This window comes from Bacillus sp. FSL K6-0994 (assembly GCF_038630815.1).
Lineage (GTDB): Bacteria > Bacillota > Bacilli > Bacillales > Bacillaceae > Bacillus > Bacillus safensis.
In genome coordinates, this window is sequence record NZ_CP152043.1 from 776,650 (window position 1) to 791,727 (window position 15,078).

At 38.3% G+C, this 15,078-nt stretch carries 9 protein-coding genes; 8 read left to right on the forward strand and 1 reads right to left on the reverse strand.

The genetic code is table 11. The annotated features are described in order from the left end of the window. The first annotated feature begins 1 nt into the window (after position 1). From MHB69_RS03885 to MHB69_RS03905, 5 genes are all read left to right on the forward strand, one after another. Positions 2-1,189: an MFS transporter gene (locus tag MHB69_RS03885; RefSeq protein ID WP_120208584.1), complete on the forward strand. Its 1,188-nt coding sequence runs from the start codon at positions 2-4 to the stop codon at positions 1,187-1,189. 250 nt (positions 1,190-1,439) lie between these two features. Next, positions 1,440-2,624: a DUF1835 domain-containing protein gene (locus MHB69_RS03890; RefSeq protein WP_342496024.1), complete on the forward strand. Its 1,185-nt coding sequence runs from the start codon at positions 1,440-1,442 to the stop codon at positions 2,622-2,624. A 225-nt stretch (positions 2,625-2,849) separates the two neighbouring features. Beyond that, complete coding sequence (locus MHB69_RS03895) at positions 2,850-3,419, forward strand: hypothetical protein (RefSeq protein WP_034283720.1); 570 nt, start codon at positions 2,850-2,852, stop codon at positions 3,417-3,419. A gap of 23 nt (positions 3,420-3,442) precedes the next feature. Continuing rightward, positions 3,443-4,726, forward strand: coding sequence for a hypothetical protein (locus tag MHB69_RS03900; protein ID WP_284384717.1), 1,284 nt, complete (start codon positions 3,443-3,445; stop codon positions 4,724-4,726). Positions 4,727-5,059: 333 nt separating this feature from the next. After that, positions 5,060-5,341 carry a hypothetical protein gene (locus MHB69_RS03905; RefSeq protein ID WP_024425245.1) on the forward strand — a complete coding sequence of 94 codons (282 nt, stop codon included), beginning with the start codon at positions 5,060-5,062 and terminating at the stop codon, positions 5,339-5,341. Positions 5,342-5,394: 53 nt separating this feature from the next. Here the strand turns inward: MHB69_RS03905 and MHB69_RS03910 are convergent, their stop codons facing one another. Beyond that, positions 5,395-6,903 carry a helix-turn-helix domain-containing protein gene (locus tag MHB69_RS03910; RefSeq protein WP_034283723.1) on the reverse strand — a complete coding sequence of 503 codons (1,509 nt, stop codon included), beginning with the start codon at positions 6,901-6,903 and terminating at the stop codon, positions 5,395-5,397. 700 nt (positions 6,904-7,603) lie between these two features. On the opposite strand from MHB69_RS03910, the gene MHB69_RS03915 reads away from it, so the two are divergent. The 3 genes from MHB69_RS03915 to MHB69_RS03925 are packed head-to-tail and all read left to right on the forward strand — an operon-like array spanning position 7,604 to position 14,695. After that, positions 7,604-13,756, forward strand: a complete 6,153-nt coding sequence (locus MHB69_RS03915) for a SpaA isopeptide-forming pilin-related protein (protein WP_342496025.1) — start codon at positions 7,604-7,606, stop codon at positions 13,754-13,756. Between the two features lie 17 nt (positions 13,757-13,773). Continuing rightward, on the forward strand, positions 13,774-14,376 hold the full coding sequence (locus tag MHB69_RS03920) for a class D sortase (protein WP_342496026.1): 603 nt from the start codon (positions 13,774-13,776) through the stop codon (positions 14,374-14,376). Then, entirely contained in the window at positions 14,369-14,695 is a 327-nt protein-coding gene (locus tag MHB69_RS03925) for a hypothetical protein (RefSeq protein WP_034283728.1), read from the forward strand. Before MHB69_RS03920 ends, MHB69_RS03925 begins: the two co-directional genes overlap by 8 nt. Positions 14,696-15,078: the final 383 nt, after the last annotated feature.

The window sequence follows — 15,078 nt, forward strand, 5'->3', positions numbered from 1 at the left end:
GATGAAAAATAAAGCCGTTGTCTATTTACTTGCTTTAGCAGCCTTTTTAATCGGAACAATCGAATATATCATTACAGGAATTATTCAAATGGTCGCAGATGATTTACAGGTCACGACATCAGCTGCTGGTTTATTGGTCACATCACTAGCACTTTCCGCAGCAATTGGCGCGCCGATTGTCATTGCACTGACCATCAATATCGACCGCAGAAAAATATTATCATGGATGCTGATCATTTTTACTTTAAGTAATATCATCACAAGTGTCAGCCATTCGTTTGAAATGGTGCTAATGACAAGGGTTTTACAAGGAATTAGTGGAGGGACGGCCATTGTGGTGGCAATGGCAGTGGCTACTCGTCTTGTCGAACGAGAAAAAAGAGGAACAGCGATTGGCATCATTTTAATGGGATTAAGCAGCTCCTTAGTTTTAGGTGTGCCAATCGGGACGTTTCTAAGCAGCATGATTGGATGGAAAGCATTATTTGCAGCCATTGGATTGATCACGCTCATTCCGCTGATTGTTGTGTATAGGCGCATCCCTTCTATGAAAGAACAAGAAACGGTGACGCTAGGTATGCAGTTATCGATATTAAAGGATAAGAGAATTTTGCTGGCAGTGACAGTGACGCTGTTCTATGTAGGAGGATACTCCACCTTATTTACCTATTTAACGCCCTTCCTGCAAGAATCAGCTAACCTTAGCATCACAGAAATCAGTGGCATTTTGTTACTAGCGGGAATATGCAGCTTTTTGGGCTCCAGTCTTGGAGGGGTTGCAGCAGATAAAAAAGGCCCAACATTCACAATTTTCTCCGGAATTATTCTACAAATCATCATGCTTATGCTGCTGGCATTTGTGACAGGGAAACTCGTGGTCATGGTGGTGGTGATCATGATATGGATGATTGCTACATGGAGCACATCGCCAGCTCAGCAGCTGTATCTCGTCACACTTGTACCCAAATCTCCTGATATCGCATTAAGTGTCAATACATCATTTATTCAATTCGGATTTGCTTTAGGCTCGGGGTTAGGAGGGCTTGTATTGAGCAGGACATCTATATTGCACCTAAGCTGGATCAGCGCTGGAACGGTTCTTCTTGCTTTACTCATGACTATCTTGATGGTGGCGTTTGACCGAATCTCTCAGCAGAAGAGTTTGAAGGTGATGGAGCAAGGTAGATAACATGATCGATTCACTAGTGAACATACAAATTTAGTATTGTATTGTGGGAACTGCTTATTTCGGGTAGTTCCTTGGCCCATTTCGTGGGCTTTTTTTATAAAAATTCTTATCTCTACAGTTCTGCTTTATTACTTCTGTAAATACCTGATCTCCTTGTCATACTTTTGAATGAAATTGACTCAATAGAATTGACGTAAGAACCATGAATAGGTGAAGATGAAATAAACTGTAAGATAAAGGGAGACGGATGATGATACATATCATATTTGGGGCGGCAGCTGCCGGTAGTTTAAAACAAGCAGTACGTGAAATGAAGCAAGATCAAATAGATGATATCATCGCTTTTGATGATATTTATTCGATTGGACCACTTCTACATTTACACGAACATAAAGGACAAGCGAACCGTATAGAATGGCTGCGTAATGTGATGTCAAATGAATTTGGCTATTTTGATGACTTGGTCAACGATCAGCATAAAATGCTTCAACAAATAAAGGAGATAAAAGCAGGCAGTCGTATTCTCATCTGGACAGGCAGTAATGCCCATGAGCAAATTGGCTTGCGATATGCCGTCTATTTATTAAAAGAAAAAAGGGTTGAATTGTCTGTAATCAATATAACGACAGCATTTGATCAGCTGTTCAATACAAATACAAGAAGAATGGATATTCGACATTCCGGAGAAATTGCATCTGGAAAATTTAAAATTTTGTACGAGAGTAAAGAGCTTATTCACACAGTGACAAAAGAAGAAAGAGAAAGATTACAAAACGAATGGCTTTCATTTGCTAAAGAAAATCATACGCTGCGGATATGGCAAAAAGGACAAACGATCAGCGTACCAGAAGATGAATTTGATGCTTATTTAGTGAAAATGGCTAAGCGGCTTCATCAGTCCGCGCCAGAAGAGGAGTACATCGTAACTCCACGCCTGATAGGGGAAGTCATTGGTCATTTAGATCAGTATATCGGGGATGATTTTATTGAGTATCGACTTAAGATATTAATTGATCAAGGGATTTTTGACATGAAAGGAAAACGAACTTCCATGCGTTATTACTCGATTAAACTGACAGAGTTTGGACAGAACTTCAAAAAGTGGGTGTGCTGTCGAGAGTTTGTGGATCATCCTTTTGTGAAAATTGAAGGAGATTACGGTAGTGAACCCTTTCATTGCGGGCATTGTCAATGTCATTTAGAAAGAGATGATGTACCAGTAAGCGATACCCTTTTCTCAAAGATTTGGAATTGGAATATACAGTATGGTCGCTGGTTTGACGAAGAAACCGATGATTTGCTGCCAAATGGCGTAGACATGGAAAGGAAGTTCAATCAAGAAGGAGAGCGTATCACGAAAGAAGTGAAACGTGAATTATCTCCTGCGTATCAAATTGAATACAGCCCAAGTGAAATGACGAGATATTTTATTTAAAACAATAGAATTAATTAAGTAAATGTAGGTTTTCTAAGAATTAGACATTCGTTGAACTGATGGGAAATGAATGTTTAATTCTTATTTTTTATTTATGAAAGAATTTAAGATCCGCAGAAAAACGGAATCTGCAATGGAAAGGGAAAATATTGAAACATTTTTTCGGTAAAATCGTAATAAAGATAGGCGTTCAACAGAAACATTTAAAACGGAGAGGAGTATTACATGGAACAAGCTGCACTGAAAAAAATGAGGACTAAACAAGTAGTTACCTCTAATTTGCTATTTGGCATGATGATCTTGATTTTTTTTGTTTTGATTCAAAAAGTTGAGATTCAATTTACATATTTCTTTCTTTGTTTAGGAATCTTCATGCTCCTTCAAGGCATTTACGGTTTGATCAAAAAAGGATCAACAAAGTCTATCATTCCCATATTTGAGCAGGTAGCCATTTATGAAAAAGAGAAATTGGGAAAAGAGTGGGAGAAAGAACAAAGAGTGGAAAACATTTGGAAATTGATATTGAGCGGACTAATGTTCTTCCAGTCATTTAGTTTTCAAACGATGCAAGATCCATTTTTTCATATAGAACCTAAGTTTCTCATTTTCTTATTTGTTATGGCTCTAGCCATTATCAATATAAGCATGCTCTTTCGCTTTAGAAAAATCGACCGATCGACGGAAGCGCATGGATTAAAAGGCTTTACAAAGGAATCAAACATGATGGCAATGGCTTTAGGATTATTATCAGTGATTGTCATATTCGGATTTATCGTCATCTTTTTTCTTCCATAAAACAGAATGTTGAGGTGAAACAAATGAATGCAAACATTCAACAACTGATCGATCAGACAAAGGCGAAATTTGGTTTAGATCTTTACTATTTAAAAAGGCACAGTTTTTATCGCTACGTCAATATGTTCAATGAAACGGTTTATACATTGAATATGGAATGGTTTCCCTCTCATGAAGCTGAACCCGAGGACGATGATCTAAACCCGGACGGCACAGCTGTGATTGACGTGAACTTAAATACAGGCCAGATTGAAACGGTCATTTTTGTCATGGACAAAACCTTCGCGAAGAATGGTGTCACATTTAAGAGGCCTTATCCAGCTCATGTCATTCAATGGATCGAAAAAGAAACAGGATTGGTCTATGGTGAGCATTTTCACATGCATCAAAAGGAGAAAGGGGAACTTTTTTTCGAAGAAGCAATAGATGGTGTGAAAGTGACGCCTTCAGGCAGAATCGAAGTGAAATGGGATGAACATGGGCAGCTCATTCACTATATACATCGAGGGCCATTTATGGCAAAAAAACGACTAAAAACTGAAGAATATGTGCTTTCCATTGATAGGATTGAGGATTTAGCCCAGCAGCAAGTGCAGCGGTTTGATTGGCCATTCTTCGAGCAGAATCGAATCCGCCCTATATATGCGTTAGAAGAAATTTATGTCAAGAACGATGGAACAGGAACAATACCGTTTGAAATTGGACGTGAAGAAACGCATTGTATACACATGTATCAGGTCATGGAGTGGAATGAACCGTTAAACAAAGCCTTTGAAAAAAAGGAAATCGATATAAACGAGGACATTACTGCTGAACAAGCCTTGTCACTGGAGCCTTCACCAGATACCTTCCCAATCTCAAAAGAAGAGCAAGCTGCGTGTATCAAAGCGGTTCGAACCTTTTTGGCGCAAAAATATTCAAAGGATACAGGGAAGTGGGTGCTAAAAACACTCCACCGTGATCATGGCTACATCCAAGCGATATTAAAAACGAATGAGCAAGAAGGCTGTGGTTTTATGGATAAGATCAAGGTCTTCATTGACGCCAGCACTTTTGAAGCCATTAATTACATAGATAAAAAAGAGATGTTTCAAGTATGCGGGATACTCAATCCATCTCAAACAGCTAGTGAAATCACCATATCTCCGAAAGAAGCCTTTGAAACATTGAGAGAACGCCTCGAACTTACACCCATCTATGTCTATGACGATGTGCAAAAACAATATGTTTTATGCGGAAAGCTCGACTGTCATGAAGGCGTTGATGCAGTGAGCGGTGAAGTGTTCTCTTTGACAGACCTTTCATAACTTCTAAAAGAACAGTGAGCAGCTGTTCTTTTTTGCCTATTTTCCTCTTTTTAGAATAAAAATGGAATTTTGTAGAAGGAAGTTGTCGTTTCATCACGAAAGAAACAGATAAGAATATGATCATAGGTCCATCGGTTGGAATTCGTATTTCATATAGTAAACGTCATACATATTGAAAACCCATTGCAGTAAAGTTGATCTACAATCTTTTAGAGGAATTCGTGTCTCTAGTAGTAAGCGAAACTAGGCGGACTAAGATCATAGGATGAGTTGAACATGTTTGTTTTTAGGTAAGCTTAAAGCCATAAATAGAAGAAAGTGAGGATATCTACCTTGAGTACATTGGAAGTGTTTCGTCAGTTTTTGGTTGACCATTATCCTGCGTTACAAGATGAGCTTTGGCTGAAAGATGTTGATACCCTTCGAATCTCTCCTATTCTTCATCCTTTTCTGAAAAGCAAGCTGCCAGAAGGAATCGAAAAATTCACTTGTGTCCTATTCACGCAGCAGACAGATCAAACCGCTGCACCGCTCAAAGTTTACCTTTTATTAGATGAATATGAGCAATCGCTTTACGCCATTGATTTGATGAATGAACAAATAGCGCTTCATTAATACAGAAGCAAAAAAGCTGCTTGAGAGCTCCTCAGCAGCTTTTCTTGTGAATATTAGTTTGTCATATCAACCAATCTTGAGTGCAAGTTGTCCAATTCTTTCTTTGTTGGAAAAGAGCTGATCAGCAGTGTAGACCGTCCTAATTGATTAGGAAGCTCAGTATCGGTCACAATCATATCAATCCCAAGTCGATCCATTGTCAGTTCATTTAATGTATTTTCTGGACTTGTGAAAATATGAATGAGAGGAGGCAATCTTAATTTAATTAAATCTGCAATCAACAAACTATGATTATAACCTAATGTTGAAATGACAAAAATGTTCAACACGTTTCTCCGATCCATTTCCAAATGAACAAGCCCCCTCCAGTTAGAAGTAATGATACGAATCAATTCTCGTTCATTTTTCACAAAAGAAGCAAGTATATCGTCTGTTTTTAACTCTTGAATGATATGAGTAATCCTCGAATAGAAGTAAGGAAGCTGTTTTTTTACCTCTGATAAATACCTCGATTTCTTTTTGAAAAGGAATCCATCTCTTACGGTAATTTCCCTAGAATACACATAGTATTGGAGAAGAATCAGTGTCATCACCTTGCGATTAGCTATCTCTTGATGAAAAATCAACTCCAATTGATTGATAAAGGAATGAATAGCTTCGAAGAGGTGTGGTGTATGCGATTGAAAGAACGTCAATTTTTCTTCGACAGTTTCAATTGATTTATAATGGCCAATAGCTGGTTCAATCAACAGTAAAAAGACAAATTCGTGACGATCCAACGTAACACCAAAAGTGTCCTTTGTCATTTGGCAAACGTGTTCTTCCAAGTTTTTGATTTGATTATAGATACCTTTAGCTGTAGCTGTTTGTTTTTCCTTATCCATTGAGTACCTATAATTGCGTCGTATTGAAAAATTTTTCCTCACTCGGTGTATGGAAACGGCGAGCCATAGGCAAAATTTATCTATAGCCACATCAGGTAGGTTGACTTCGAGCACCTGAAATAGCTTTTGTAAAAAATCAACTGCATCTTGCTTTTGAATATCATCGAATGGCCAAAGCCTGCTTCCATAGACTTCAAACAAAAATTCCACAAAAAATTGACGAATTTCCTTCTCATTTCCATGGAACTGCATACTATCTGGTCGTAACTCAATGTCATACGAGATAAGAAGCGAATTGATTTTATGAATGGTGTTATACAATGTGGATCTACTGATATTCAGTGTGTCCATCCATTCATAGAAAGACCTGTTTTGTTCAAAGAAAACGCCGTCAATCAATCGAATTTCAATCGTATCTTTTAGAATTTCTTTGATATAGTAGTCGACTCGTATCGTCTGTGTATAACAAATGGATATGCCTTGTCTTGGCTTTATGTGGATTAACGGCTCTCCGTTCTCTGTTTGGAACGACTTCATTTGTTCTAAATCGCTTTGAATGGCACGAACCGAACCGATTTGTTCATTCGATATCTCTTGTAGGCTCCACCACTTATCTTTTGATACAAGCAGTTTTAAAATGTTTATCCATCTCTTTGATTTATTATCAATAAGCTCCATTAAACAACTAACTCCTTCCCTTGGCTTGCCTCTATATGATGAAGTCACCATAAAGAACGTTTTGTTCTCAATATAGCATGAAATGATTGTAATGTTTAGCTAAAGTGTTTTGTCTTCACTTTTAATGATAAAAGAGAAAAAAATTAGACAAAAACAAATGTTATTCGTTGATTCTCCATATTTTTCTTTTAAAAGGTTATAAGTGATCCATGAATCCTATAAAAATGGATCATTTTGTTTATTTTTTTGCTGTTGAAACGGTAAATGTAAGAATAAAACGCAGCAGCTTTTTGATTACCATATGAAAGGGAGTAGAAAGGAATGCGATTTATATAATGCTGAACTGACTCACCTTACATACGATATGATACATGCTTGTTTCTTCATATGAACGAACCATATGTGAATACATGCTTATATATGCATGTACACATCGTTTATTGTTCATTCCAGTATAAATATAAAATTCACATTTAATCTTTTCACGATCCTCTCACTATTCCCCATTTCTATAGACCCCAATCCAGTTACTCTAACCACTACTCATGATGACCTTTCAAGCTCATGATTGATCAACTCATTTTATTCATAGGGTCTTAAGGTGCAATTTTTAGAAAATATTGATCAGAAGCGGAGTGATTGATCTGACAGTATACGAATGATTTTTTTTATCGTTGTTGAAAATTAATTTTAGAAAAGGGTGGATGTATTGAAAAGAATATTGTCGCTGGCACTCATTACAGTGCTAGTCATACAGTCTAGTATATTAGGAATCTTGCCTTTAGCAGGGGCACAAGCAAAAGAAATTCATGAAAACATTTATGGGGATATTGAGTTTGCTGATAGCGAAGGCAATAAGTTATCAAGCATGGAAGATCAGCAAGTAAGAAAGGCCACTGTACATTGGTCTATAAAAGGAATTGATCTAAAAAAACAATATCCGTATGTTCTCACTCTTCCTTCAGCCATCCAGGTAGAGAAGGAGCAGAAGGAACCCATTACTGTGGGTGACATAACTGTTGGCGAGTATACCGTTTCAAAAGAAAATGAAGTGACGGTGACATTTAAAGAAGATGTTGAGATCGATCCAAATTTAGAAGGATCAATTGACATCGATGTCACCAGTATAACTCAGCAAGAAGAGAAAACAAAGCAAAATAAGGGTGAAGAAAGTCTTCCAAAAGATGACTCAATCTCATCTGAGAAAGATAAAGCTTCTAACAATCAAGAAGCCGCTCAAACGAAACAAAACGATGAAGATGAATTACTAAAAAACAAAGTGAGCGTGTCCAAGCGTGCAGGGCTGCAAAGTGTTTCAAAACAAATGCTGATACAAGAAAATCTCCTCACTGATGCGAAATTAATATTTGAAGATCAGGAAGGAAATTCAGTTGAAAAGCCTGATATCAACTCACTGATTTCCATTAACTATGAGTGGGCCATCCCGAACGGTCATAGCTATAATGGCGGGGATGAATTCCATTTCAAGGTTCCAGAGGAATTAGTGATTTATGAAAAAATCGATCGTCTTGAGATGAAATTTAATCAGGCAACCATTGGTTATTTTTCTGTAGATGAAAGCGGAAATGCCTCCATCGAGTTCACTGATTTTATTAAACAATATTCAAATATTCATGGAACACTTCAAGTGTGGACGCAATTAGATAAAAAAACTGTCATTACTGAAGAAAAAGAAGTGGTCATTACCCCGATTGAAGGAAAGGATAAAATATCCATCCCGATTAAATACATTCCAAATGGCCCAAATGTCTCTAAAAAGGGAGAACCAAATCGAACTTACAATGCTGAAACCATTCAATGGACAGTAGATTTTAATATGGATTTAGAAGATGTGAAACAAGCGAAACTGTTAGATCCGATTCAAGAAGGTCAGGCATTGAAAAAAGATTCAATTAAGCTTTATCGTATTGATACAAAGCTAAATGGCGAAACATCGATTGGTCAGCTGCTTGACGAAAACCACTACACAATTGGCCAAACAGCAGATGGTCAAGATTTCACGATTGAATTTAAAGATGACGTTCATCTAGCTTACCGTTTAATGTATGAAACGGATATTACGAATCAGGATCAATCTGCATTTCGTAATAAAGCGTCCCTTGTTTCTGGTGATAAAGTGATCAGTTCAGCAGAAGGAACAGTGAATGTGACAAGAGGCAGTCCTTTAAATAAAAAAGCCGCTCACTACGATCCAGTCACACAAACAATTACATGGGAAATTCGATATAACTATAACGAAAAAAAGCTGGCTCAAAAGGACGCTTTGTTAGAAGACTACTTTAACGGCACCCAGGCGCTGATTTCTGATTCATTTCAAGTCAAAGAAGTCACAATTGATCAAAATGGCAACGAAGCAGGGACTAAAGCGTTTGAAAATTATGTAGTTCAACCTCAAAAAAAGGATGAACAAAACGGGTTTACCTTGCAATTCAATCAAGATATTCAATCAGCTTATCTCATCACCTATCAAACGAAAGCAACCGAGCGGATTTTTGAAGCTGAAGAGATTATCAATACTGTAACAGCTGGCAAAGAGAGCAAACAAGGGAAGCAAAGAATTGACCAGCAAATCCTAACGAAAAGTCATGGAACACCGAATTACAAGAACAAGACCATTCCATGGCGTATCACCTTCAACAAAGATCAACAAACGATGAACAATCTAATATTAAAAGATACGTTTACAAACGAAGGATTGACGCTGCAAAAAGATAGTTTAAAAGTAACGACAGGCAATTCAGTGCTTGAAGAAGGCACAGACTATCTAATCGTTGAACATGCAAATGGATTTGATATTCAATTTATGAAAGAAATAAACACAGAACATACCGTCACATATACAACGGCTTTTGATTATGAAAAAAGAGCAGATAAGGATCAAAAGAACCTGCGTAATCATGTAAAGCTTGAATGGGTAAATGAAGATGGCAAGGATTTGACGAAGGAAAATCAATCTGTCTTCACGCCTGACACATACACGCAGTCAAATGGATTCAAGAACGGAACTTATGATGCAAAGAAAAAAGAGATCACATGGAATATCGGTGTGAACTATAACTTGAAACATTTAGAAGAGGCGAAAATCGAGGATTTCATTCAAGGAAATCAGCGTTTGCTTAAAGATTCAATCACCGTTTACTCGCTTGATTTACAAGGCGGGGAAAATGGAGCAGAAGAAAAAGAGGTATTAGCGAAAGAACATTATGACATCAAATTCCTTGAAAATGAAAAGGGAGAAACAGGCTTCGAAGTCATTTTCAAAAAAGCCATTGATTCCCCATACAAAATCACGTATCAAACAAGTGTTGAAGGAATGGATTTAGTACAGAAAACCTACGATAATAAGGCGACCCTTTATGATGGACAGACAAAAGAATCAGACGTGAATGCTGTAGTGTCCATTCCAAATGGAGGGAAATACACGAGCAAATCAGGAAATCAACAAGGGAAAGTCATTGATTGGAAACTGAATATCAACTTTGGTCAATCAACCGTCCAAGATGCGACGATTATAGATCATCCAAGCAGTAACCAAGCCATAATAGAAAACTCATTTCATCTCTATTCGACGACAATAGATGAAAAGGGGCAAGTGGCAAAAGGAGAAGAGCTGGAAAAAGGGAAGGATTATGAGCTAGACCTTGAATTCGATCCAGATTCTTTTCAAATTAAATTTAAAGAAGAAATCACGAGACCATATATTTTAGAATACCAATCTCTCATTTTAGATAAAGTGGGAAGTACACTTCAAAACGAAGTAACGTTTAGAGGTGAAAATGTAAAAGAAATCAAAAAGGAATCCGAAGCCTCAATTGTGGTCAAACGCACAGCTGGCATGGGAGATGGCACAGGAGCGATTGGTGCTTTAACCATTAAAAAGGTAGATGCAAGTACTGGAAAAGCGCTAAAAGGAGCAAGCTTTTCTCTGACAGATGCTGCGAGTGGTATCGTCATTGGAACAAAGGCAACAGATGAAGAAGGAGCTCTTCGATTTGATCGTCTTCTGTATGGTGACTATATCGTGACAGAAGAGAAAGCACCTGATGGTTATATTAAGACGAAGGAACCGATCCATGTAACGATTGATCAGCCTTACGAATCAGGAGATCAAGCGAAAACAGGAAATAGCATGACGGTGCAGAACCAAGAAATACGCCAGCATGTCAAATTAATGAAAAAAGACAAAGAGACAGGTGCTGCATTAGAGAATGCAGAATTTGAACTGAAAAATGAATCTGGAGAGACCGTCCAAACCCATTTGAAAACGGACGAAAAAGGAGAAATTCTTTTCAAACATCTTGAGCCAGGTTCCTATTATTTTGTGGAGACAAACGCACCGAAAGGCTATCAATTAAATCAGCAAAAATGGCCGTTCACCATTAAAGAAAATCAAACAGAAACAACAACTGTAACCGCCGTAAATGACATCATCAAAGGCTCTGCAGAATTGAGCAAAATAGGTGAAGGCGGAGAGAGACTAGAAGGTGCACAGTTCAAGCTATTAGATCAAGACGGGCATGAGTTAAAAGGTTCGCTTGTCACAGGAGAAAATGGCAAGATCACGATAAACGAACTAAGACCGGGTACGTATCAGCTCATTGAAACAAAAGCACCAGATGGTTATGTGTTAGATGAAACACCAATCAAATTTGAAGTACCACTTGATCCAAAGGAACCAGTCGTCATTTCGCAAAAGAACCTATATGAAACAAGTGCATTAGAAGTGATGAAAGAAGGGGAAGATGGCGAGAAACTTCAAGGTGTTCGATTTGAAGTCAGGGATCAAAATGACGAAGTTGTGCGTAAAGATTTGACAACAGATGAAGATGGGAAGCTTTTGGTCGATAACCTCAAACCGGGCAAATATCAGCTCGTAGAGACAGAGAGTATTGATGGTTACGAAAAGAAAAATAAACCTTATCCGTTTACCATCGAAGTCGCACAAAAAACACCAGCAGAGATCAAAGTGATCAATGATCTTAAAACTGGAGCTGTCCAGCTCACAAAGCTCGGTGAAAAGGATGATGTGCTTGAAGGAGCCGAATTTAAGCTTGTAGATGCAAATGGAAAAGAGATAAAAACAGGTCTCGTCACTGATCAGAACGGGAAGATCATCGTCAACGATCTGAAACCTGGAACCTATCAGTTTGTTGAAACGAAGGCTCCATTCGGTCATGAACTTGACGAAACACCTGTCACTTTTGCTATTCCATTTAATCCTGAGAAGCTGGTCAGTGTGACAAAAGAAAATAGCCGCACTACAGGCGGAGTGCTGTTACACAAAAAAGGAGAAGATGGGAAATCATTAGAAGGAGTTGTCTTTGACCTATCTGATGCTAAAGGAAAGAAAGTGGCAGGAGGAGAAGGGATTACAACCAATCAGGATGGAAAGATCACCTTCACAGGTTTAAAACCTGGAACCTATCAATTTGTTGAAAGAAAGAGTCTTGAAGGCTATGAATTGAGTACGAAACCACTTGCCTTTCAAGTTGAATTAGGTCAAAAAGAATTGATTCAAGTGGAGGCCATCAATCAGCTCAAGAAAGGTTCTGTAGAACTCACCAAAATAGGGGAAGAAAAAGAGAGATTGAAAGGCGCAGAATTTGCCCTTTTCAATGACGATGGTAAAGAATTGATGTCAGGTTTAACAACCAATGAGAAAGGCATTATCAGTGTCAACGATTTGAAACCAGGCGCTTACCAATTGGTTGAAACGAAGGCTCCTTTTGGACATAAACTTGATGCAGAACCAGTAGACTTTAAGATTGATTTCAATCCTAAACAACTGGTGAAAGTGACAAAAGAAAATATTCGGACGACAAGTGCTGTGCAGCTTCAGAAAAAAGGAGAAGATGGTCAGTTGCTCAATGGAGTGACCTTCGATCTGCTTGATGAGCACGATCAACGTATAAAGAAAGACTTAAAGACAGATAAAAACGGTCAACTAACAGTCGATCAACTGAAGCCAGGCACCTATCGATTTGTCGAAACAGCAAGCATTGCCGGCTATGAATTGGATCAGACACCTGTCACCTTTACGATTCGATTAGGTCAAGACAAACCATCAAAAGTAGAAATGATTAACAAGCTGACGCCGGGAGCAGTGGAACTGACCAAAGTGGATGATGAGGGACATACGCTGGAAAATGCAGAGTTTGCTCTTCTGAGTAAAGAAGGAAAAACGTTGAAGAAATCACTTGTAACGGACCAAAAAGGCAAGCTTCACATCAACGATTTAAAACCGGGACAATATCAATTCGTTGAAACGAAAGCACCTCATGGCTATCAATTGGATCATCAGCCGATCCTATTCACAATTGAGAAAAATCAGCAGAAGCCGCTTCAATTAACAGCGAAGAATCACTTGATCTTAGGAAGTCTGCGTATCATAAAGGTAGACCAGCAGACAGATAGAACCTTAAAAGGGGCAGCCTTTGACATTCGTACAAAAGCCGGGAAAACCATAAAATCTGTGACAACAGGAAAAGACGGAGAAGCGATTGTCAAAGGGCTTACACCTGGAGAATATATACTCACAGAGACGAAAGCACCAGATGGTTATGTAGCTTTAAAGAAGCCGCTCGCTTTTACAATTCAAATGGGCGAAGTGAAGATCAAGACAATGATTGTGAAAAATGCACCAGTGAAGAATGAAGAGGATCACACGAATCCTCCAGCTTCAGATAAAGGGGATCAGCATCCGCCTCATGACTCAAACGGTGAGCTGCCAAAGACTGGAGAAGAATGGCTGCGTTATATGATGTATGCAGGGATTTTACTAGTAGTGTCTGGAACTATTCTCCTTGTTCTTAGAAGAAGAACCATTCAGTAAAAGGAAGGAGTGTATTGATGAAAAAAAGAACCTTATTAGGCAGCTTTTTGGTGGTCGCGGGGCTAATGCTCATCTCCGTTCCTTTTCTATATGAGTGGCGAACATCTCAAGAGACAGCGGCAATGGAAGAGGCATTTAAGATGATTGCAGAAAATGACAGTGATGCCCTTTCTTCTATTCCACATTTAACTGTGTCAGAAGAAGACCTGCGAGATGTGATGGAGCTAGAGATCCCGTCAATTGATTTAAACGAAAAAGTGCTTCCTGTTACAACAAAAGAAAATTTAGGTATTGCACTGACTCAAATTAAATCTCATCAAATGCCAGGTGAAGGGAATTTCACGATTGCAGGGCATAGAGGGTATAGAGGCGACCGGCTTTTCAGGCAGCTGCCAGAGGTGCCGAAAGGAGAAAAGGTCGTCTTACATCATCAAGCGGAAACATACGAATATAAAATTGTCAGCTCAGCTACGATTGAACCGACGGATGTGGATGTACTAAAGGATCGCGGGAAAAATGAACTGACATTGATCACTTGTACACTTGATGGTCAGAAACGATTTGTCTTAAAAGGAATACGAATCAACGCTTCAAAGGGTGAGCAGCCATCGGATGTATAACACCAACATAATAAATGATGGATATGATGGAAAAGCAGCGCTCACGACCAGCATGTTACACCAATTGTTATCAGAGCATTATCCAACTTTAAAAAACGAACGTTGGGATGTTGATGTAGATACAATTCGGGCTTCGCCTATTCTTCACCCTTTATTAAAAAGAAAGCTGCCAGTTGGTATTGAAAAATTCACCTGTGTTTTGTTCGCGCAGCAGACAGCAGCTTTTGGAGAGCCTTTGATTGTGTACTTTTTATTGGATGAGAAAGGCGAATCGATTTACGCAATGGATTTCTTGCTTGAGCAGCAAGATACCCATTAAACGAGAAATAAAAAAAGAGGCTTTGATGAACGGGTTCGATTTTAAGGTAGAAAAATAAAATCAGTCATATCATGAGGACTCTAATTCGGATAAGAATTAGAGTTCTTTTATTTATATATAGGCATTTTACTAACTTTATTATCTACTAAAATTAGCATATCAATTGGTAGAAGTCCGCTGCCTAGCAGATAGTCTCCAATGACTGCTCCATATTTTAGATGATAAAGATTTTATAAAATGGATTGAAAACAGAGGTCATAATCACGATTGACGACCAAAGAAGATCATCTAGTTTTTATCCCTTCCCCTGTTTCTTCAGAAGAAATATCAGAAAGTGCTAAGGATAATAATGTGTTGACTCCAAAATACTGATAAAATTTATT